Origin of the sequence: Octadecabacter antarcticus 307 (assembly GCF_000155675.2) — a bacterium.
GTDB classification, from domain to species: domain Bacteria; phylum Pseudomonadota; class Alphaproteobacteria; order Rhodobacterales; family Rhodobacteraceae; genus Octadecabacter; species Octadecabacter antarcticus.
The window spans coordinates 2,356,314-2,377,657 of sequence record NC_020911.1 but is presented as its reverse complement, the minus strand read 5'-3'; the positions used below and the strand labels follow the sequence as shown (position 1 = coordinate 2,377,657).

General features: G+C 56.2%; 17 protein-coding genes and 1 pseudogene. 10 read left to right on the top strand and 8 right to left on the bottom strand.

Translation table 11 applies throughout. The features are described from left to right. The first annotated feature begins 227 nt into the window (after nt 1-227). The 4 genes from OAN307_RS11995 (at nt 228) to OAN307_RS11980 (ending at nt 6,599) form a co-directional block, all read left to right on the top strand. Nucleotides 228-1,895: an ABC transporter substrate-binding protein gene (locus tag OAN307_RS11995; protein WP_015499998.1), complete on the top strand. Its 1,668-nt coding sequence runs from the start codon at nt 228-230 to the stop codon at nt 1,893-1,895. Nucleotides 1,896-2,002: 107 nt separating this feature from the next. Next, on the top strand, nt 2,003-3,049 hold the full coding sequence (locus OAN307_RS11990; protein WP_015499997.1) for an ABC transporter permease: 1,047 nt from the start codon (nt 2,003-2,005) through the stop codon (nt 3,047-3,049). A 12-nt stretch (nt 3,050-3,061) separates the two neighbouring features. Then, nucleotides 3,062-4,516: an ABC transporter permease gene (locus OAN307_RS11985; RefSeq protein WP_015499996.1), complete on the top strand. Its 1,455-nt coding sequence runs from the start codon at nt 3,062-3,064 to the stop codon at nt 4,514-4,516. A 4-nt stretch (nt 4,517-4,520) separates the two neighbouring features. After that, on the top strand, nt 4,521-6,599 hold the full coding sequence (locus OAN307_RS11980; protein ID WP_015499995.1) for a dipeptide ABC transporter ATP-binding protein: 2,079 nt from the start codon (nt 4,521-4,523) through the stop codon (nt 6,597-6,599). A gap of 136 nt (nt 6,600-6,735) precedes the next feature. On the opposite strand, the gene OAN307_RS11975 is transcribed toward OAN307_RS11980, so the two are convergent. Then, a complete protein-coding gene (locus OAN307_RS11975; RefSeq protein ID WP_044043623.1) occupies nt 6,736-7,323 on the bottom strand; it encodes a lytic transglycosylase domain-containing protein in 588 nt (195 codons plus the stop codon). Between the two features lie 129 nt (nt 7,324-7,452). Here OAN307_RS11975 and ssb point away from each other — a divergent pair, with 129 nt between their 5' ends. After that, nucleotides 7,453-7,995: a single-stranded DNA-binding protein gene (ssb, locus tag OAN307_RS11970; RefSeq protein WP_015499993.1), complete on the top strand. Its 543-nt coding sequence runs from the start codon at nt 7,453-7,455 to the stop codon at nt 7,993-7,995. 81 nt (nt 7,996-8,076) lie between these two features. On the opposite strand, the gene aroB is transcribed toward ssb, so the two are convergent. After that, nucleotides 8,077-9,189, bottom strand: a complete 1,113-nt coding sequence (gene aroB / locus OAN307_RS11965; protein WP_015499992.1) for a 3-dehydroquinate synthase — start codon at nt 9,187-9,189, stop codon at nt 8,077-8,079. Then, nucleotides 9,186-9,767: a shikimate kinase gene (locus OAN307_RS11960; RefSeq protein ID WP_015499991.1), complete on the bottom strand. Its 582-nt coding sequence runs from the start codon at nt 9,765-9,767 to the stop codon at nt 9,186-9,188. Before OAN307_RS11960 ends, aroB begins: the two co-directional genes overlap by 4 nt. 206 nt (nt 9,768-9,973) lie before the next feature. On the opposite strand from OAN307_RS11960, the gene OAN307_RS28965 reads away from it, so the two are divergent. The 4 genes from OAN307_RS28965 (at nt 9,974) to OAN307_RS11945 (ending at nt 14,018) form a co-directional block, all read left to right on the top strand. Then, a complete protein-coding gene (locus tag OAN307_RS28965) occupies nt 9,974-10,117 on the top strand; it encodes a hypothetical protein (RefSeq protein WP_187292593.1) in 144 nt (47 codons plus the stop codon). After that, on the top strand, nt 10,117-11,712 hold the full coding sequence (locus tag OAN307_RS11955) for a hypothetical protein (protein WP_044043621.1): 1,596 nt from the start codon (nt 10,117-10,119) through the stop codon (nt 11,710-11,712). Before OAN307_RS28965 ends, OAN307_RS11955 begins: the two co-directional genes overlap by 1 nt. After that, complete coding sequence (locus tag OAN307_RS11950; protein WP_015499989.1) at nt 11,709-12,656, top strand: tyrosine recombinase; 948 nt, start codon at nt 11,709-11,711, stop codon at nt 12,654-12,656. Before OAN307_RS11955 ends, OAN307_RS11950 begins: the two co-directional genes overlap by 4 nt. Nucleotides 12,657-12,725: 69 nt before the next feature. Beyond that, complete coding sequence (locus OAN307_RS11945) at nt 12,726-14,018, top strand: HlyC/CorC family transporter (RefSeq protein ID WP_015499988.1); 1,293 nt, start codon at nt 12,726-12,728, stop codon at nt 14,016-14,018. Nucleotides 14,019-14,260: 242 nt separating this feature from the next. Here OAN307_RS11945 and OAN307_RS11940 read toward each other — a convergent pair. After that, nucleotides 14,261-15,814, bottom strand: a pseudogene (locus OAN307_RS11940) (helicase HerA-like domain-containing protein). Nucleotides 15,815-16,377: 563 nt separating this feature from the next. Here OAN307_RS11940 and OAN307_RS11935 point away from each other — a divergent pair. Beyond that, nucleotides 16,378-17,022, top strand: coding sequence for an invasion associated locus B family protein (locus tag OAN307_RS11935; protein ID WP_015499986.1), 645 nt, complete (start codon nt 16,378-16,380; stop codon nt 17,020-17,022). Between the two features lie 62 nt (nt 17,023-17,084). On the opposite strand, the gene OAN307_RS11930 is transcribed toward OAN307_RS11935, so the two are convergent. The 4 genes from OAN307_RS11930 to OAN307_RS11915 all read right to left on the bottom strand — a co-directional run bounded on the left by OAN307_RS11930 (nt 17,085) and on the right by OAN307_RS11915 (nt 21,310). Further along, nucleotides 17,085-18,293: a beta-ketoacyl-[acyl-carrier-protein] synthase family protein gene (locus OAN307_RS11930; RefSeq protein WP_015499985.1), complete on the bottom strand. Its 1,209-nt coding sequence runs from the start codon at nt 18,291-18,293 to the stop codon at nt 17,085-17,087. Further along, nucleotides 18,290-18,547: an acyl carrier protein gene (locus tag OAN307_RS11925; RefSeq protein ID WP_015499984.1), complete on the bottom strand. Its 258-nt coding sequence runs from the start codon at nt 18,545-18,547 to the stop codon at nt 18,290-18,292. The genes OAN307_RS11930 and OAN307_RS11925 overlap by 4 nt, the downstream gene beginning before the upstream one ends. 66 nt (nt 18,548-18,613) lie before the next feature. After that, the gene (locus OAN307_RS11920; protein WP_015499983.1) at nt 18,614-19,663 is read right to left on the bottom strand and encodes a UDP-3-O-(3-hydroxymyristoyl)glucosamine N-acyltransferase; all 1,050 of its coding nucleotides are present in this window, start codon (nt 19,661-19,663) and stop codon (nt 18,614-18,616) included. 39 nt (nt 19,664-19,702) lie between these two features. Continuing rightward, nucleotides 19,703-21,310 (bottom strand): L,D-transpeptidase family protein, encoded by a 1,608-nt coding sequence (locus OAN307_RS11915; RefSeq protein WP_044044701.1) that lies wholly within the window; start codon nt 21,308-21,310, stop codon nt 19,703-19,705. Nucleotides 21,311-21,344: the final 34 nt, after the last annotated feature.

Below are 21,344 nucleotides of genomic sequence, written 5' to 3'. Positions count from 1 at the left end.
ACGCCGCAGCGCAGCATCACGGGCTTTCGCCTTGCGGCTCGTTTGCGACCATGCGAACGTCGTAAACGTGATCAAAGTTGCCGATTACAGCCGTTGACCGCAGGGGTGAAACCCTGCCCTACTAAGGCTTCGCGTGGGGGGCATAATGAATCTGTGGACGCAAACGACGTTCGCCGCTTATGCCAAATACCCCGCTAATAAAAAACGTGTCATCAGGGAGAACACGCATGACCAATAAAACACTCACGGGCGCACCGCTACATTCAGCAGTGGGTATCTATGTGAAAGACGCCAATGCGGGCAAACTTAGCCGCCGCGAATTCATGGCACGCACAACAGCGCTTGGTGTGACGTCCGCCGCCGCATATGGCCTTTTGGGTCTGACACAGCCAGCCGCCGCCGCAGGCCACGCCCAACAGGGTGGCACCATGCGCATGCAGATGGAAGTCCGCGCGCTAAAAGATCCACGTGCCTTTGACTGGACGCAGATGGCGTATGTAACAGCAGGTTGGCTGGAATATCTCGTGGAATACAATTCCGACGGGTCGTTCGAGCCTATGTTGCTATCGGGTTGGGAGGTCAATGACGACGCCACAACCTACACATTGTCCATCCGTCAGGGCGTTACGTGGAACAACGGCGATGCGTTCACCGCAGAAGACGTGGCCCGGGTAATCACCGACTGGTGTGACTCGGAAGCGGAAGGCAATTCCATGGCCGGTCGTATGTCCGCGCTAGTCGATGCCGATACAGGAAAAGCCATTGAAGGCGGAATCGAAGTCGTGGATGCGTCCACCGTTCGTTTGAACCTGCCACTGTCCGACATTACGCTGATCGCGGGCATGTCCGACTATCCGGCCGCTGTCTACCACTCCTCCATTGACCGTGAAAACCCTGCGAACACGCCCGTTGGCACCGGTCCTTACATGATCGAGAGCAATGAAGTCGGTGTTAAAGCTGTGCTTGTGCGCAACGAAGGATTTGAATGGTGGGGCTACGCAGAAGGCAAAGGCGCGTACCTTGATCGGATCGAATACATCGACTACGGCACAGATCCGTCCGCTTGGGTCGCTGCCGCAGCCGCCGACGAAGTCGACATGACCTTTGAAACTGTCGGCGATTTCGTCAACGTGTTCGAAACAATCGGCTACGAACGCTCCGAAGTTCCATCCGGCGCGACGATCGTCATTCGCCCGAATCAGGCCGCCGAAGTGAACGGCATCAAGCCTTACGCAGACGTTCGTGTCCGTAAAGCCATCGCCATGGCGGTGAACAACGAAGTTTGCCTTGAGTTGGGTTATGCCAACCAGGGTATCGTTGCGCGCAACCAGCACGTGGGCCCGATGCATCCAGAATACGCTGACGTCGCCGGCACGCCGTTCGATCCAGAAGGCGCGCTTGCCCTTCTCACCGAAGCCGGCATGCAGGATTTTGAGATGGAAATTTCATCCATCGACGATGACTGGCGCAAGAACACCACCGACGCCGTGGCAGCGCAGTTGCGCGACGCGGGTTTCAACGTCAAGCGTACGATCATCCCGGGTTCTACGTTCTGGAACGACTGGACGGACTATCCGTTCTCCTCCACGAACTGGAACCACCGACCACTGGGCACGCAGGTCCTTGGTCTTGCCTATCGCACGGGCGAAGCGTGGAACGAATTTGCGTTTAGCAACGCCGAATTCGATGCGCTGCTGGACGAAGCCAATGCGATCGCGGATGCTGATGCACGTCGCGAAGTGATGGTGAAGATCCAGCAGATCCTCGTGGACGAAGCCGTGACGATCCTGCCCTACTGGCGCACGATCTATCGCCACGCCAAGCCGGGTTTTGTCGGCTGGGAAATGCACATCGCATACCTGCCGCAGATCTATAAAATCGGTATCGCAGCATAAGCGATACGACCAATGGGCCGCCCGATCGATCGGGCGGCCCTATTTATACGACCTGACGAACAGATCGCGCGGCTAGAATTGCGTGGCACAGCCAACAGGGGCACTAAATGGGACTGTTTATTCTGCGCCGCCTTGGGGTGATGATCCTCACGGCGATTTGCCTGACATTTATCGTGTTCTGGCTGACGAACCTCTTTCCGAAACTAGAGGTGCTCGCCAAAACCCAAGGCAACTTCCGCATGTCCGACGAAGCGGTCGTCAGTTATCTGGACAACCGCGGCTACATGCAGGCCCTCCCTGTCAAATACGGACAATGGCTTGGCGTTGTGCCCGGCTATGTCATTGAAGGTTCAGACGGCGAGGTTCGCGCTAAATGTGAACGAAACGCCGCCCCGACCGAAGACACACCGACATTTTGTGGCGTTATTCAAGGCGACTGGGGGTTTTCAACCGTCGCCAAAGAAGACGTTGCCAATGTGTTGCCAACACGGCTCGGCAATACCGGCAAGTTAATGTTCTGGGTGCTGGTCGTCATGGTCCCGGGCGCGCTGATTATCGGTGTGCTTGCGGGCATGCGCGAAGGGTCGCGCACCGACAGATCGCTGTCCACAGTGTCAATCATTGCGACGGCGACGCCGGAATATGTATCAGGTGTGATTTTAATCGCCTTGTTCGCGACACCGCTGTTTGGAATGCAATATTTCAAAGGCACCGCTACATCGGCCATGGACGACATAACATTCGGGAACTTTTTCCTGCCAGTTATGACGATTGCGATTTATGGCATGGGATACATCGCCCGCATGACCCGCGCATCAATGACCGAAGTGATGACCGCACAATACGTCCGCACAGCCCGCCTTAAGGGTGTCAGCTTCCCCAACATCGTCATGAAACACGCCTTGCGCAACGCATTGATCGCACCGTTTACGGTGATCATGTTGCAAGTGCCGTGGCTGTTGAACGGCGTCGTGATTGTTGAAACCTTGTTCAACTACAAGGGCTTCGGTTGGGAACTCGTGCGAGCTGCGTCAAACAACGACATCGAAATGTTGCTTGGCGTTTCCGTGATCTCCGTCATCGTTGTTTTGATGACACAGCTGATATCTGACATCGGCTATGTGTTCTTGAACCCGCGCATTCGCATCTCATAAAGGAGCCAGACTATGGAAGAACTGTCTTGGACCGGCTCCTTCGGGAGCACCCTCATCCCCGCTATAACAATCGCAGCTGCGGTGTTTTTGGCGGGCGTCATCGTACAACTTTCTATGGGCTTTTTCGCGCCCGAGGTGAAATTAAAAGCCAACACCGACGGTACGCTGCAAGGGCGCGGCGGGCTGCTTGGGCGGCTTGAAAAACTGAATGGTCAGGTGTTTATGCTGATCGTTCTCCTTGGTGCAGTGATCATTGTTGTGTCTTGGTTTATGCCCTACGGCAGAGCCGGTATTTTGGGCGAGATTATCAAACGTTTCCTGCCCGTCTGGATTGCCCTGATCACGACGTTCACGGTGTCGATCATCTTCAAACGCAAACTTGGACTTTATGGTAAATTGTTCGACAGCACGATCGGCATGATCGGCTTTGCGTTGGTGATGTTCTGGGTCTTCACGTCAGTCTTTGTCGGCGTGTTCGACCTGATCGCGACCCATGATCCATTGCAGCAAATCTCAGGTATCAAGAATAAAACGCCGGGCTTCCCGGTTCCTGACGGACAAGACGCGGACTTCTACCCGCACTACCTTTTGGGCGGCGACAACCTTGCGCGTGATATCTTTAGCCGCGTGGTACACGGGTCGGTCATTGTTATGCTCATCGCGCCACTGGCCACGGTCTTTGCCTTCATGGTCGGCATCACACTTGGCCTGCCCGCTGGTTACCATGGCGGCAAGCTCGACACGATCTTGTCGTTCCTTGCCAACTTGATCCTCGCGTTCCCTGTCATCTTGCTGTTCTACCTGCTGGTGACACCGGAAATCGTGGCGACAGGTCTGCCGAACTTCATGGGCGCGTTCCTGTTCATCTTCCCGCTGATCTTCTTCGGCGTGCTGATCAATTCGCGCTACAAAACCCAAGGCAGCAAAAATACGTTGTATCTGTCTATCGTGCTGGTACCGCTGACGCTGATCTATCTTATGGTTATTAGCGATTCGACAAGCCCGCTCGTTGTATGGCCGCCAGTGCTTGACTTCATCACCATCCCAAGCGGCATTCTCGTGGTGTTCGTGTCGGTGGTTTTCGTGAACAGCCCGACAGTGTTTCGTATCGTGCGCGGGTTAGCACTCGACATCAAAACCCGTGACTACGTGGCGGCGGCACAAACGCGCGGCGAAGGCACATGGTACATCATGCTGTGGGAAATTTTGCCCAACGCCCGTGGTCCGCTGATTGTCGATTTCTGTCTGCGCATAGGCTACACGACGATCCTGCTCGGCACGCTCGGCTTCTTTGGCCTTGGCCTGCCGCCTGAAAGCCCCGACTGGGGCAGCACGATCAATGAAGGCCGCAAACTGCTGTTAATCTACGCGCACCCTGCCCTGCCACCTGCGATGGCCCTGCTATCGCTGGTGCTCGGTCTAAACCTTCTCGCAGACGGTCTGCGTGAAGAAAGTCTGAAGGATTAAGCCCATGGATAAGATACCTTACGACGGCCCGATCCTTGAGATCGACAGGCTCTCCATCAGCTTCTTTACACGGCTGCGCGAAATCCCTGCGGTGATGAACTTCTCGGCATCGCTGCAGCCCGGTGAAGCGCTTGGCATTGTTGGCGAATCCGGCTGTGGCAAATCCACGGTCGCACTCGGGGTGATGCAAGACCTTGGCGTGAACGGGCGCATTGTTGGCGGGTCAATCAAGTTCAAGGGCCGTGAGATGAACACCATGACGCGCGAGGAATTGCGCGACATTCGCGGTTCAGAAATCGCGATGATCTATCAAGAACCCATGGCATCTCTGAACCCCGCCATGCGCATCGGCAAACAGCTGATGGAAGTCCCGATGATCCACGATGGCGTCACCAAAGAAGTGGCCTATGCCCGCGCGCTTGAAGTCGTGACGGACGTGAAACTGCCTGACCCCGAACGCATGCTAAACTCGTTTCCGCACCAACTTTCAGGTGGGCAGCAGCAGCGCATCGTAATCGCGATGGCACTGATGTCAAAGCCGTCGCTGTTGATCCTGGACGAGCCAACAACCGCGCTTGATGTGACGGTTGAGGCAGCGGTTGTTGAACTGGTCAAAGACCTTGGCAAGAAATACGGCACATCGATGCTGTTCATCAGCCACAACCTCGGCCTTGTACTGGAAACCTGCGACCGGATTTGCGTCATGTATTCCGGCGAAGCAGTCGAACGCGGTACCATCGAAGGCGTGTTCGACGAAATGCGCCACCCTTACACGCAGGCGCTGTTCCGCTCGATCCCACTGCCTGGTGCCGACAAAAACGCGCGACCATTGGTTGCCATTCCGGGCAATTTCCCGCTGCCCCATGAACGCCCCAAGGGCTGTAATTTCGGCCCTCGCTGTGACTATTTTGAGGCTGGCCGCTGCGATCAAGGCCACATCTTTATGGCAGACGCGGGGCTTGATCACGAAACCCGCTGTTTGCGCCACGATGAAATTGACTGGAACGCACCGCTTGTCGCCGGTGCCCAAACCGAAAAACCCGCTCCTGGGCGCGTTGTTCTGAAGATGGACAACCTGAAGAAATACTATGAAGTTGCGGCGTCTGCCCTGTTCTCAAGCGGGAGCACCAAAGTCGTCAAGGCCAATGAAACGCTGACATTTGAGGCGCGAGAGTCTGAAACGCTGGCCATTGTCGGCGAATCTGGTTGTGGTAAATCCACCTTCGCCAAAGTCCTGATGGGGCTTGAGACGGCGACCTCCGGTGAAATATTGCTCGATAACAAAAGCATCGGCGACATCCCGATTGAAAAGCGCGACACCAAAACCATTGCGGATGTGCAGATGGTATTCCAAAATCCGTTCGACACACTGAACCCAAGCATGACAGTCGGGCGTCAGATCATGCGCGCGCTTGAGATTTTCAAGATCGGTAATAATGATGGCGAACGCCGTGAGCGTATGCTCAACCTACTTGATCTGGTGAAATTGCCGCGCGAATTTGCCGACCGGATGCCGCGCCAGTTGTCGGGTGGTCAAAAGCAACGTGTCGGTATCGCGCGCGCCTTTGCTGGTGATGCGCGGATTGTGGTTGCGGATGAACCTGTGTCGGCGCTCGATGTTTCTGTGCAGGCGGCTGTGACGGACCTGTTGATGGAAATCCAGCGTGAACATAAAACCACGCTGCTGTTCATCAGCCATGACCTGAGCATCGTGCGCTACCTGTCTGATCGCGTTATGGTAATGTATCTTGGTCATGTGGTGGAAATGGGCTCGACCGATCAGGTTTTCAGCCCGCCATATCACCCCTACACAGAAGCACTTCTGTCAGCGGTGCCAATTGCCGACACCAAGATCAAGAAAAAGCACATCGTCCTCGAAGGTGACATTCCATCGGCGATGAATCCACCATCAGGTTGCCCTTTCCAGACGCGGTGTAACTGGAAAGACAAGGCTGGTCGGTCCAAGTGCGAAACCGAAGTTCCGATTGTGCGGACGTTGGACAACGGTCACCAAATAAAATGCCACCTCAGCGATGCTGATATGGCCGCAATGGAACCTGTTATTCAGATGGCTGCTGAGTAATTTTCCATCGTTACCAATGCCTAAGGCGCTGCAGTAAATGTGGCACCTTAGGTTTTACGAAGCCTAAACTTCTGCGTGCGACCCGCAATTGCCCAAGAAGTATCGCTACATCGCACCAGCCGAAAACCTTTGGTTTTCAGTTTCCCCAAATCACACGTACATAATTGCGCGTCTCACGAAATGGCGGCACGCCACCGTGCCGCTGCACTGCGCCGGGCCCCGCATTGTAGGCCGCCAACGCCAAACGCCACGATCCAAATGCGTCATATTGTTTACGCAAATACCGCGCCCCACCATCAAGATTTTGATAAGGATCACGCGCATTTACCCGCAGGTATTGGGCTGTTCCAGGCATCAGTTGCGCCAGTCCCATCGCGCCCGCTGAGGACACCGCGTTCGGGTTCCATGCACTTTCTTGCTGCACCAATCGCAAGAACAAATCCTCAGGCACATTGTTACGCCGCGCCGCCGACTTCGCCATTTCCAGAAATTCGCCACTATAATTGCCGCTGTATTGCGTTCCTGTGTTTGCAGCGGATGGAATGACGACACGCGACGGCTGCAAACGGATCGAATTGGCATATTGTGACGACGCACGCCCGTCCAAAACTTCCAGTTGAGAGCTAAAAAGCGTCGTGCGATTGCGGGTCGACAGGCTGTCCGCCGTCACCGGAATACTGGACACGACAACGGCAAATCCAGCCAAAAATCCCAACACTCGCATCAAGCTGCCCCTACGTTTGCGCAAGGATAGCCTAAACCAAGCTGCGATTCCACACATTATGGGGTTATTTACCAGTTTCAGGTGATGTAACAATCAACAACACAACTCAGATTCTATAGGAGGCTCACCATGGCCGGTTCGCTTAACAAAGTCATGATTATCGGCAATCTGGGTCGCGACCCAGAAGTGCGCAGCTTTCAGAACGGCGGCAAGGTGTGCAACCTGCGCATCGCCACGTCTGAAAACTGGAAAGACAAGAACACCGGTGAGCGGCGCGAGAAGACCGAATGGCATTCCGTTGCAATCTTTCAGGAGGGGTTGGTGCGCGTTGCGGAACAATACCTTAAAAAGGGCTCCACGGTTTATATCGAGGGCAAGTTGCAGACCCGCAAATGGCAGGATCAATCCGGGGTCGACAAGTATTCGACCGAAATCGTGCTGCAGGGCTATGACGGGGTGATGACGATGATTGGCGGACGCAGTGATGGCGGGTCCGGCGGCGGCGGTGGCGGATATGGCGGTGGTGATCAAGGCGGCGAATATGGTGGCGGCGATCAGGGCGGCGGTTACGGCGGTGGCGGCAGTGGTGGTGGTTACGGCGGCGGCGATCAAGGCGGCGGCCAAGGCGGTGGCGGCGGTAGCAGCGATATGGACGACGAAATCCCGTTCTAAAAATATCCAAGCCACAATGGAATTATTAGAACCCGCGTGGCCTTTGGCCGTCGCGGGTTTCTCATTCTTTTGGTTCTTAGTTTAGCGAACCATCAATCCATCGCGCAGTACGGACAGCACCGTATCCGCCGGCACATCTGCTGTCACGAACGCGTCGCCAATGCCACGTGCCAGAATGAACCGCAGCTGGCCATCGACGACTTTTTTATCCTGCCCCATCAGGGCCAGCAGCGCGTCGGCACCCGGCAATGCGCCTTCAATGTCTGCCAGATCGGTTTTCATTCCCATGCCCTTAAGGTGCGCCCGAACACGACTGGGGTCCTCTTGACTGCATAGGCCCAAACGCGCGGACACCTCAAACGCCAGCGCACAACCGATTGCGACGCCTTCGCCGTGCAACAGACGATCACCATACCCAGTCGCCGCCTCAAGCGCGTGACAAAACGTGTGGCCGAGGTTGAGAAGCGCACGCTCGCCCTGTTCGGTTTCATCGCGTTCTACAATACAGGCTTTCATTTCAACGGACCGTTTCACCGCATTCACCCGTGCATCCATATCGCCGTTGGCCAGCGCAGGACCCTGCTTTTCCAACCAATCAAAGAAATTGGCATCACCCAAAAGCCCGTATTTCACCACCTCACCGTAGCCCGACAGAAAGTCGCGGGCCTTTAGCGTGCCCAGTAATTCAGTGTCCGCCAGAACCAACGTCGGCTGGTGAAACGCGCCAATCAGATTCTTGCCGCTTGGCGAATTGATCCCTGTCTTGCCGCCAACGGAACTGTCGACCTGCGCAAGAAGCGATGTCGGTATTTGCACAAACCGAACACCGCGTCGCACCGTGGCGGCCGCAAAGCCCACCAGATCGCCAATCACCCCGCCACCAAAGGCCACCACAACATCACCGCGTTCAACCTTTTGAGACAGCAGCCATTCGACAGTTTGCTCTAGAAACGGCCAGCTTTTGGTGCTTTCGCCGGGTGGCAGCACAAGGGCGTCAGACGTAATGCCAGATGCGGAAAGCCCAGATTTCAGCGCGCCGAGATGCAGGGCCGCTACGTTTTCTTCGGTTACAACCACCACCCGTGGGCGTTTCAGGAACGGTGCGATCCGCGTGCCGGCCTGCGCCAATAATCCAGGCCCGATCACCACGTCATAAGCGCGACCGGGCAGGTCAATATGGACGGTTTCGGTCATGTCACGGGCTCCAGCACATCAGGGCGGGAGGCCAGCACGCGCAGCACTTCTGTGGTCATATCATCAATGGAAAATTCGGGTTTTGCCTCGGCACGCAGGTCGGCCAATCGATAAATCGGCGCGCGCTCTTTGAAAATATCGCCCAGCGTCTTTCGAGGATCAGGCGTGCGCAATAGCGGGCGCGTGTCCTTGTGGCGCACCCGTTCCCAGAGCAGATCAAGATCGGCGTCCAGCCAGACGGCAACGCCGTGCCTGGAAATCGCTTCTCGGTTGCGGTCCGCCAGATAGGCGCCGCCGCCCGTTGACAACACACACGGGTCGGATTGCAGCAGCCGCGCGATGACTTCTGCCTCGCGGTTGCGAAAAAACGGCTCACCCGAACGGGCAAAAATCTCGGCGATGGTGGCGTTGGCTGCAGCTTCAATCTCGGCATCAGAATCGACGTAAGGCACCCCTAATTTCAGTGCCAAAGTCCGACCGATGGCAGTTTTGCCCGACCCCATCATGCCCACAAGGACAACAGTGGCGCGTAAATGATGCGCGGGTTGGGCTGTCTGCAGGCTCTCAAGGTGGTCCATTATAGTGTTCGCCCCTATTTTGCCGGCATTAGCAGAAACTTACTAACCCAAAATCGGCTGCCCCCCGCCGGTTTGAAAATAATTACGACGCGGTGGCGTGATCTTGCAGACAAGGACATATATAACGATTGGCAAAGCAGCAACTGAGGCTGTGCATTTCGGCCAGAAATACGGCCGAGGAAAACGGGGCGAATTATATGTGGCGATTGATCAAATTTTTTTTTGTGCTTGTGGTTTTGGCGGCCGCTGCATTTGTGGCCTATGCCTATTTGGGTCCGATTTTCATGCCAAACGATTTTTCCGCCCCTGTTCAGGAGGTTGTAAAACCCGTGACGTTAGGGATCGATTGATGGTGGTACGCACTGCCTTGGTTGGATTATTAGTGTCGTGTGCTACCCCTGTTTGGGCCCAATCGACTGATGTTGCACGCCAAGATGCACCCCTGTCGGCCATTGATTGGCTGTCCGAAAGTGTTCAACAACCTGACGTAATGGCCACCGCACCTGTTCTGGGCACGCAAGCGACCCGCACGCCTGATGCCAATGAAGCCCCCGTCGCCAATTCCGCGAACACACCAAATGTGTCAGTACAAGCTTTGAGCGGTGCAGCGCCACGTGTGCTGGGTCTACTGCCGCCATCATCGACGGGACTGCCCGCTGATTTATGGGCCGGCAGCGATGTCGCAACGTTGATCGCGCTTTTGCGGGCTGAACAGGTCGACACCCTGCCTGCGGTGCAGGATTTGTTGATCACGCTGACCATCACACAAGCCAACCCACCGCTTGAAGCCGCAACACCGGGCGCGTTTTTCTTGGCCCGCGTGGATAAACTGCTCGATTTTGGAGCGCTCGAACCGGCGCAAGCGATGCTTGAGGCCTCGACACCGGACACGCCAGAATTGTTTCGCCGCTGGTTTGATGTGTCTTTATTGACGGGCACCGAAGACGCGGCCTGTCGCGCGTTGCGCAATAAACCCGATGTGGCCCCGACCCCGTCGGCACGTATTTTCTGTTTGTCACGTTCTGGCGATTGGTCTGCCGCCGCCTTGACACTGAACACCGGACTTGCACTTGGGGATGTTGACGCAGAAACTGGCTCTTTGCTGTCGCGGTTTCTTGATCCTGATTTATTCGAAAACGAGCGGGCGTTGACGCCGCCTGCCCGCGCTACGCCGCTGACGTTTCGAATGTTTGAAGCGATCGGATCACCGCTCACGACTGTTGGCTTGCCGCGGGCGTTTTCCCAAGCGGATCTGCGGGCCAATGTCGGATGGAAATCCCAGCTTGAGGCGGCGGAACGCCTCTCGCGTGCAAGCGCAATTTCGGACAACGCGCTGCTCGGGCTCTATACTGCCCGCGTTCCGGCCGCTTCGGGTGGTGTTTGGGAACGCGCACGGGCGGTGAATGCGCTTGATGCAGCGTTGGTGGGCAATGATCATCAAACCAAGTATCGTGCGGTTACAGCGCTTTGGAATGAAGCGCGATCTGTCGGAGTTGCCGTTCCGCTCGCGCGGGTGTTTGCACGCCAGTTGATTGATATGGCCGCCGATGTTGGTAATAATACAGCTGTTGGGCGCGATACATCAGTCGTGTTCACGTTCCTACTTTTGTCGGATAAGTACGAACTGGCGGCGCTGAACGAAGACTTGGCCGCAACCAATCGATTCCTTGCAGCCGTTGCGCGTGGCGATCCGTCAAATGCCTTTGCTGGCGGCGCAAAATACCGTCTGATACAGGATGCGTTCACCGCCAATCCTAACGCCGCACTGGTCGCGATGGCCAGCCTAGGCCGCACAGGAGAGGCGATCTTGCGCGCCATAGCCACGTTACAACAAGGCATCGACGGCGACCAATCAGCCTTCAAAGAAGGCTTCGCAACCCTGCGCGCCTTGGGACTTGAAGACGTTGCAAGGCGCACCGCACTGCAATATCTGCTGCTGCCATGAGCGCCGCAAACCGCCCCAACGCACATTGGATACAGGCGTTTCTTGAGGCACAGGCGGCGGAACTTGACGCGGCGACCAATACACAACTGGCCTACGCACGCGACCTGATAGATTTTTCTGAACGGCTGAAAGGCATACATTTTGCCGCTGTTACACAAGACCATGTTGAAAAATATCTGATCTGGTGCGACGCGCACGGCCTTGCCAAATCAACCCGTGCGCGGCGGTTGTCAGCGATCAAACAGCTGTTTCGCTTTGCGTTTGAGGAAGGCTGGCGGGTCGACAATCCGGCGATCCAAGTCTCTGGCCCCGGTCGCGACAAACGGTTGCCCAAAACGCTCAGCCACGACGAAGTAGACGCGCTTCTCAACGCCGCCCGTGACGCCAAAAAAGAACCATTGCGCACGACCTGTCTGATGGAATTGCTGTACGCCACGGGCATGCGCGTCACTGAATTAGTGTCGCTGCCGGTGTCTGCGGCAAGGGGTGATCCGCGCATGTTGTTGGTGCGCGGCAAAGGCGACAAAGAACGCATGGTGCCGCTGTCACCGCCCGCGCGCGCTGCCACTGCGATCTGGCTAAAAACCCGTGACAGAACGGAAGATGAAGCGTTCAAAGACGGTACACCACGGTCAAAATTCCTATTCCCATCGCGCGGCAAACTTGGCCATCTGACGCGGCAAAGCTTCTTCAACCTGATCAAGGACCTTGCGCTGGCAGGTGGCGTCCCCCCGTTCAAGGCGACACCCCACACCATGCGCCACGCCTTTGCCACCCATCTGCTTGAGGGCGGCGCCGACCTGCGATCTATCCAGACGCTTCTGGGACACGCGGATGTGGCGACGACCGAGATTTACACCCATGTGCTGGATGAACGGTTGAAAAAACTGGTGCTGGAATATCATCCACTGGCGAAAGCGACTAAAACAAGCGGTTCCACTTGATGCTGCTTGCCTGCGCGCCCATAACATAGTCCATGATCGACAGTCTCCCCAAATCATACGAGTATGAAAATGTTTGACGCTTCATTCTGGATCACCTGTGGCGTTGTCTTCGTCCTGTTGATGACATCGGGGTTCTTTTCGGGCACGGAAACTGCATTAACAGCCGCATCGCGTGGACGGCTACGGTCGAACGCGGATCGGGGTGACAAAGGCGCGGCATTGGCGCTCAAGATCAAGGAAGACGAAGAGCGCTTTATCGGCGCGATCCTGATGGGCAATAATATTGCCAACGTCGTCGCCACATCACTGGCAACAGCCCTGTTGACCAAAATTTTCGGAGTTAACGGCGTCATTTATGCGTCGCTCGTGATGACGGCCCTAATCCTGATTTTCGCCGAAGTCCTGCCCAAAACTTATGCCATTACGCAACCCGAAAAGGCATCGTCGGTTTCTGCACCGATCGTAATATGGGTGATCCGCATCCTTTCACCACTTGTAGCGGGTGTTCGCATCGTCGTGCGCGTATCACTTCGATTGTTTGGCGTGCAGACCGACCCAGACAGCAACATCCTTGCCGTGCGCGAAGAAATCGCGGGCGCGTTGCAGCTTGGCCATTCCGAAGGTGTGGTCGAAAAGGAAGACCGCGACCGGATTTTAGGCGCGCTTGATTTGGCTGAACGCACGGTCGAAGAAATCATGCTGCACCGCACAGAAATTGAGATGATCGACGCTGCCCTGCCCGTAGCAGAAATCCTGCGTCTGTGTCTGGACAGCAATCACACCCGCCTGCCGTTGTATCGCGATGAGCCGGAAAATATCATCGGAACATTGCACGCCAAAGACCTGCTGCGCGCGCTGCATAAAATGCTGGGTGATGGGCGGATTGAACCGCATGAAATGGATGAATTAGATATCCTGACGGTGTCGATGTCGCCATATTTCATTCCGGAAACCACGACGCTGGACGATCAGATGCGCCAGTTTTTGGCGCGGCGCACGCACTTCGCGCTGGTGGTGGACGAATATGGCACCTTGCAGGGGCTGATCACGCTCGAAGATATCCTCGAAGAGATCGTCGGTGAAATTACGGACGAATTCGACACCGACGAAGAAAACGACGTCACTGCGGCGGAAGATGGCAGTTACACCGTCGATGGCACGATGACGATCCGCGATGTGAATCGCGCAACCGACTGGAACCTCCCCGATGATGAGGCCAACACGGTTGCGGGTCTGGTCATCCACGAAGCCCAGATGATTCCCGTTGTGGGTCAAGTGTTTAGCTTCCATGGCTTTCGGTTTGAGGTACTGGCAAAAGACGAAAACCGCATTTCGGAATTGAAGATCGCGCCGCTGATCTAGGGCCAGAGTTCGACCGACCAAGCCCCGGATAAAGCACCGCGCCACAGAACGCCCCCACCCATTTACACACGCCGCTGTGGGCCATAACGAGCCTTGCAAAACAGCCCAGAAGGCCATCAACAAGAAGAGCCAGACCAGTTGCAGATTAAGCGTGACCGGATAAAATCCGACCTCGGATACCGCCGCCAAAACAGCGCCAATGCCGAAAATCCGCAAGCACATCGGGATGAACCACGCTAAAACTAGCGCCCACGAAACAGACCACCCAAGATCTCGCGCACAATCTGCCGCCCAGTGGTGCCTTTCAGTTATTTCGCAACAACAGTGGCAATCGCGCCGCCCCAGCTGTCGTCAGACCTCGTCGATCTGCGACTGCTAGACCGTTCAACATCACGATCCGTGTAGCGACGCCCGCGGCGGTGTTCGCGCTCCTCCGCCTGAGGCGTTTCTTCTTCGACTTCAGCTTTCTCCGCCGCTTGCGCCGCAGCGCCCGCGCGTTTGGCAAGCATTTCGGCCGCCGTTTCACGATCCAATCGCGCGTCGTATTTGCCAGCCATTGGCGACGCTGCCATGACCGCCGCACGTTGTGCTTTGGTGATTGGGCCCAGTTGCGACGACGGCGGGCGGATCAACGTGCGCTCAACAATTCCGGGCACGCCTTTGTCGATCAGCATTGATGTTACGGCTTCACCTGTTCCGACTTCTCGGATTGCTTTGGCTGAGTCGAACTTCGGGTTCGGACGATAGGTTGCAGCTGCCTGTTTCAACGCCTTTTGATCGTTCGCGGTAAACGCCCGCAGTGCGTGTTGCACACGATTGCCAAGCTGGCCCAACACGTCTTCAGGGACGTCGGACGGGTTTTGGGTGATGAAATATACACCAACCCCTTTGGACCGGATCAAACGCGCAACCCGTTCGATCTTGTCGACCAGCGCCTTGGGCGCGTCGTCAAACAGTAAATGCGCCTCATCAAAAAAGAACACCAGCTTGGGTTTGTCCGCGTTGCCAACCTCTGGCAGCTCCTCAAACAGTTCCGACGAAAGCCACAACAGGAACGTCGCATACAGTTTTGGGGACACCATAAACTTGTCCGACGCGAGGATATTGATCCGTCCACGTCCAGTGTGGGGGCCGTCCTTTTCGGTCGCCATAATGTCGTTCAAATCCAGCGCAGGTTCGCCAAAAAGCCCCGCCCCGCCTTGATTTTCAAGCACAAGCAGTTGGCGCTGAATTGCTCCAACCGACGATGTCGCCACATTGCCATAGCGCAGCGATAAGTCTTTGGCGTTTTGCCCGACCCAGACCAGCAGTGCCTGCAAATCCTCAAGATCCAGAAGCGGCAGCCCATCTTCGTCTGCTACGCGAAAGGCGACGTACAAAACGCCTTCTTGTGCGCCAGACAGCCCCATCAGATTGGACAATAACAGCGGGCCCATTTCTGCGACGGTCGTGCGGATCGGGTGGCCCTGTTCACCAAAAAGGTCCCAAAACGTTACGGGGAATGCACTGTATTGCAAATCCAACCCGATGGTCGCTGCGCATGCCATGAATGGGTCGTGTAATTTGAAATCTGCGCTGCCCGACTTGGCCAAGCCAGAAAGATTACCCTTCACGTCCGACAAGAACACCGGAACACCGATGGCGGAAAACCCTTGTGCAAGAATTTGCAGCGTCACGGTTTTTCCGGTGCCCGTGGCCCCCGCAATCAATCCGTGGCGGTTGGCGTATTGCAACAGCAGCACTTGTGCATCGGTGTAACCGTCACCGCCGCCACCCATAAAAATTCCGTCGCTCATTGCCAATGTCCTGTTCTGGGGCAGTTATGTGCGCTGCCCCACTTTTGTTGCGCTTTGATCTTGGGTCAAAACACATTCTTAACCTTCATGGGCCGGTATATTCTTATCGACGCCGTGAATGTTCTCCTGCAGCGTTGCTGACATCCTCCTTTTCCAACCTGCTGCGCCCCTAGATATACCTGAGGCGTGGCCTTTTTCGCTCGTTCATGGGGGCGTTCAGACAGGCCAATATTATCAAATAAACTAATAAACTAATAAACAGACTTATCTTGATCGTGATAGTCACCCTGTTGACGGTTGTGGTTTCAATCCGTAACTTCAAAAAATAAGTCGGCAAAGTCCGACAGGGAGAAGACGAAGAAGGGCCTTTGCGGGCCCTTTTTCTACGGGGTGGTGGCACGTCAAATTTCTACGGGGTGGTGGCACGTCAACATTGTCTAATGCCGCAACCTGCGCGCCGTCGCCCCCTTTCGGCAAGGCCTTGCCGAACACCGCTTTCACCCTGACACTGCTGAAAACCCATGCTAATACGCTTGTAACGACAGAAAATATTGGACAAAACCATGACCTTTTATAACGCATCGATTTCCAAAACGTTGACGGCTGCTGCATTGGCTTTCGCCCTTGTCGCGCCAGCCTTTGCACAGGAAACTCCGGTTGAAACAGCTGAAGAGCAGCCGCAAAGTGTGTTCAACATGGGCGAAAACGTTGACGAAAACGGCGATCCCATCGCGTCTGACGAGGCAGCACCGCAAGAGCCCCAACCAGGCCAGCAATACCTGCGCGAGGTGTTCAACGATTGGGCGCTGCGATGCCTAAAAGTCGAAGGCGGTGAAGACCCCTGCCAAATGTACCAACTTTTAAGTGATGCAGACGGCAATGCGGTCGCTGAAATCGCTATCGTTGCGCTGCCAGAAGCGGGCGAGGCTGTTGCAGGTGCGACGATCGTGGCACCACTCGAAACATTGCTGACCGAACAGGTCACGTTGCGCGTCGATGGCGGGCAGGCCCGCCGGTTTCCGTTCGACTTTTGCAACGCCGGTGGATGCGTCACCCGCATTGGATTGACGGAACAAGATGTGGCGCTGTTTCGGGGCGGCGCAACCGCAACACTGAGCATGGTGCCCGCCGCCGCCCCTGATCAAACTGTGACAGTGACCATGTCGCTTTCAGGGTTCACGGCGGCCTACACCGCAGCGTCGCAGTAGGTATTTTTAAACCAAAGAAACGCGAGGCGTCGTTCCCTAATATTTGTGGCGGCGTTTTGCGTCTAGGCTGATTTGAGCGCGATGACAGCGTTCAACCCGCCAAAAGCAAAGGCGTTTGAGAGCACAGCGGTGACTTTCGCTTCGCGCGCGGTGTTTGGAACCACGTCGAGCGCGCATTCGGGGTCAGGTTCTTCGTAGCCGATTGTCGGGGCGATGATCCCATCGCGCAGCGCCATGATACAGGCCAGAAGTTCAACAGCGCCGGTGCCGCCGATCAGGTGCCCGTGCATGGATTTGGTGCTCGAAATCATCAGCTTGTCGGCGTGGGGCCCGAATACATCTGCCACAGCCGCGCATTCTGTCTTATCGTTCGCGGCTGTTCCGGTGCCGTGCGCATTAATGTAACCCACGTCTTCGCGGTTCAGTTTGGCATCCACCAAGGCGCCCGAAATGGCCCGCGCAGCTCCTTGTTTGGACGGCGTCACGATGTCGGACGCATCCGATGACATCGCAAATCCTGCGACTTCAGCCAAGATCACAGCGCCGCGCGCGCGGGCATGTTCGCGGTCTTCAAACACAAATACCCCCGCACCTTCGCCCTGCACCATGCCATTGCGGGTGGCGGAAAACGGGCGACATGCGTCCTTTGACATCACGCGCAGGCCTTCCCACGCCTTTACACCGCCGAAACACAACATGGATTCCGACCCGCCCGTGACCATCACATCAGCCATCCCCGACCGGATCATATAGAACGCCTGCCCCATCGCGTGATTGGATGACGCGCAGGCTGTGGCAACGGTAAAAGACGGACCGCGCAGGTTGTATTGCATCGACACGTGGGAAGCAGCGGCATTGTTCATCAGTTTTGGCACAATGAACGGATGCACGCGATTTTTGCCTTCTTCGTAGACAGCACGGTAGTTTTCGTCTTGCGTGTTCAACCCACCACCCGATGTGCCCAACACCACGCCGGATCGATCCGCCAAGGCGCCAGAAAATGTCAGCTCGCTTTCGCCGATCGCTTGCGCTGCGGCCAGCAGGGTGAACTGGGTGAACCGATCATACAGGCTGATTTGTTGGCGATTAAAGTGGGACTGTTCATCGTAGTCCGTCACCTGCGCACCAATTTTCACAGCCAACCGATCCACGTCGCGAATATTAAGAGGCCCGATGCCACACCGCCCCTCGCGCATCGCTTCAAGCGTTTTGGCAACATCGTGTCCCAAGGCATTGATTGTGCCGGAGCCTGTGATGACAACCCGTCTCACGTTTGGTCCTGTACCAGCGTTTGCACGGCTTTGATGATGGCCCCGACAGATGTAATGTCAAAATCGCCACCGCTTGGGTCATTAGCATTAAACGGCACGTTGATATCAAAGGCCTCTTCGATGGCAAAGATGCTTTCAACCAAACCCAAGCTGTCAATGCCGAGGTCTTCGAGCGTGTGTTCAATTTTGACGTCACCGGGTTGAAGCAATGCCTGTTGCGCAATAATTTCAAGTACTTGTGCGGTAATATTCATCCAAGATCACCCATGTCTGTCCGATCTAATATTTGAAGTCGTGCGCGGATGCACCTTTTGGGACCACTAGGGCTTTGTCAAACGCCGCACCGCCTTAAGACTGGCGCGGTATTCATGGCTTGGTTGCGCCGGATAGCCCGAAACAAAAAGACCATCCGCGATGTTTGCCAACACCCCGGCACCGCCACCTACGACGACATCACGTCCAACGGTCAAATTGTCCGCCACGCCAGATTGTCCGCCCATGATTACCCGCGCGCCCAATACCGAAGATCCGGCGACGCCCGTTTGCGCGCAGAGCAAACAGGCGTCACCAAGAATGACATTGTGCGCGATATGCACGAGGTTGTCGATCTTGACACCATTACCGATCCGGGTCGCGCGAACGGTGCCAGCATCAATCGTCGAATTGGCGCCAATTTCGACATCGTTGCCGATTTCAACCCCGCCAAGGGAATGGATACGATGCCACGTGCCATCCACCAGCGGATCAAGCGGCACACCGGGGCGGGACCGTACCGCGCGTTCTGCATTGGACGGGCCACGTGTGGTAAATGAAAATCCGTCACTGCCGATGACGACCCCTGCCTGCGCGATGAACCCGTCACCAATGGTGACCCGCGCGCCAATTTTCACGCCTGCGTGCAGGGTGGCGCGCGCACCAATGACGGACTGGACCCCGATGGACACATGCGGTGCGATCCGCGCATCGGCCCCGATCTGCGCCTGCGCCCCAATGACCACAAACGGACCAATCTGCGCGCCGGTCCCAATGACTGCCGTCACGTCGATTACAGCCGTCGGGTGGATCGCGGGTTCGCCTAAAAACGCAAGGTTGTCGTCCATGGCTTGGGTCAAACCCGCCATCGCAAGCCGACTGTGCGGAGCAACGATTGCCCCTTCAAGCCCAAGCGCATCCAGATCAGCGCCAGCCCAAACCACCGCAGCACGCGCCGCCGACGCCTTTAATTGCTCAGCGAATTTTGGCGCAACGGCCAGCGCCAGATCCCCAGCACGCGCTTCTAATGGTTCCGCCAAACGGTCCACCAAAAGCGACGCGTCGCCGAGGGTTTCAGCCCCAAGCGACGCAGCAAGATCTTTCAAAGTTTGTGGCATATCATCACCAATTCGGGCCCCTAAGTGTCAGGGAATGATTTACCCGCCAATTGCGCGAACAGCCACCCCTTCGTTTGCCAGCGCATTCCAGATGCGGCTGTCACGATCGTAGATATCACGGCGAAAGTTCAACTGACCGGTCGTGTGGGTGAACGCTGTGCGGTAGACGATATGCACTGGCACGGGATCCACAAGGTTCACCCGCGTTTCGGTGCCAGAATTGAGAATGCGTTGAAAATACCCCTCAGGATCGGCTTCTTGCGCCGCCAGCAGGGCATGACCAAATTCAAACGGATCGTTCAGACGGATACAGCCATGGCTGTAAGCCCGAATTTCGCGAGCAAACAGGGATTTGGCCGGCGTGTCGTGCAAGTAGATGTTGTATTGATTTGGAAACATGAACTTCACCAACCCCAGCGCATTGCGGCTACTAGGCGGCTGGCGCATGGAAAACGGAAACGTGCGCGCAGTGTAATTGCTGAAATTGACGTTGCCGCGGTTGACGGTCCGGCCATTGCCATCTGTCAGCAGGATGTGACTGATGGCGTCGCGGCTGCGCTGCATTGCTGGCAGATATTCACCTACGATGATCGAACGCGGCACGAACCAGCTAGGGTTGATAACCATATGATCCATCACGTCGGAAAATTCGGGCGTCTGTCGGCCACTGCCGGTTGCACCAATGACCGAACGGGTCTGAAACGTGACACTGTCATTATCCATTATGGCGGCAGAAAAATCGACGAGGTTGACCCAAACGTGACGTTCACCGCGTGGGCGGTTCATCCAACGTTCACGCTCCATCGCAACGATGATCTGTTGCAGTCGGCTGGCCGCAGGGACGTTGATCTCGGCTAAAGTTGCGGCGCCTGCATCACCATCTGCGGTCAGGCCGTGGGCCTGTTGGAACCGCTGAACGGCCGCTTGGATCGTGACGTCATAAGTTTGTGTGGCGGACCGTTCCATATGGCCCATGGCGACCAACCGATCTCGCAGCGCCACGACGCCAGCGCCCGATGCACCAGCGGCAAGGCTACTAGATGAAACTGACGGGCCCCATCCGCCGTTCGCCAACAGACGTTCAAGGGTCATCTTTTCACGCAGCAGCCGGGCATATTCCGATGAACTAGGCGGCAAGGTCGCAAGGTAGGATGCGGGGGTGCTGCCCAAGAAGCCTTGCAGATACTCAAGACGCGATCGCAACGGCACTTCGCGACGGATCTCGGACACAACGCTTCGTGGTGTCAGGATGCCGGTCTGGATATCGTTTGCGTAAGACAAAAACAAACGCGACATTTCAACTTCCATCGCACCCTTTTGCGCGGGCGTATTGGCGGCTTGCAGTCGGGCCATTAGTGTTTGCGGGTCATATTCAGCGGCAGGCAAGCCATGATCACCCGCGCCAGCAAGCGCTGCCAGCAACGCATTGCGACGCGCCCGATCAAGTTCGGTGGCGCCGGTCCAGATGCCTTCAAATTCACGCGCCCTATAAAATTCGGCCAAAACATCGTCACGCGCGGCGCCCTCAGCGACGGCTTGGCGGAACGCGGTGGTCTGTGCGGCGGCGGCTTGCGGCGTTACAGCAAAGGCCAAAACGACGGCCAAAAGCGCCAAACAGCACAGGAATAAGTGGTTAAAGGTCGGCATCAGATCCCCCAAGAACATATTCGGCCCGCAATTA